1 protein-coding gene is annotated in these 272 nt (G+C 34.6%); it reads right to left on the reverse strand.

All coding sequences use genetic code 11. The annotated features are described in order from the left end of the window. The coding region (locus SB772_RS41100) for a condensation domain-containing protein (protein ID WP_410838663.1) at window positions 1-272 on the reverse strand (272 nt) is incomplete at both ends.

Consider the following 272-nt stretch of genomic DNA (forward strand, 5'->3'; position numbering starts at 1 on the left):
CCTGAAAACTCCTCTAGCCAATATGATTCTGCTTTTTCATATCTCTCTCCGCCAAGCTCATCTTCCAACCATACTGTATAATCCTTGTATTGGATAGATAATGGTTTCTCTAATATTTCATCTTTCGCAATATCTTCATTAAAATATTCATTATATGTCTTCACTACTTCTGACACCAATATTTGAGTTGACCATCCGTCTCCAATGATGTGATGCATTGATAAGAAGAATAGGTTTTCGCTCTCTGACCTTTTTAATAATGAAGCTCTTAT

Source organism: Paraburkholderia sp. SIMBA_030 (genome assembly GCF_046535245.1).
Classification (GTDB): Bacteria; Pseudomonadota; Gammaproteobacteria; order Burkholderiales; family Burkholderiaceae; genus Paraburkholderia.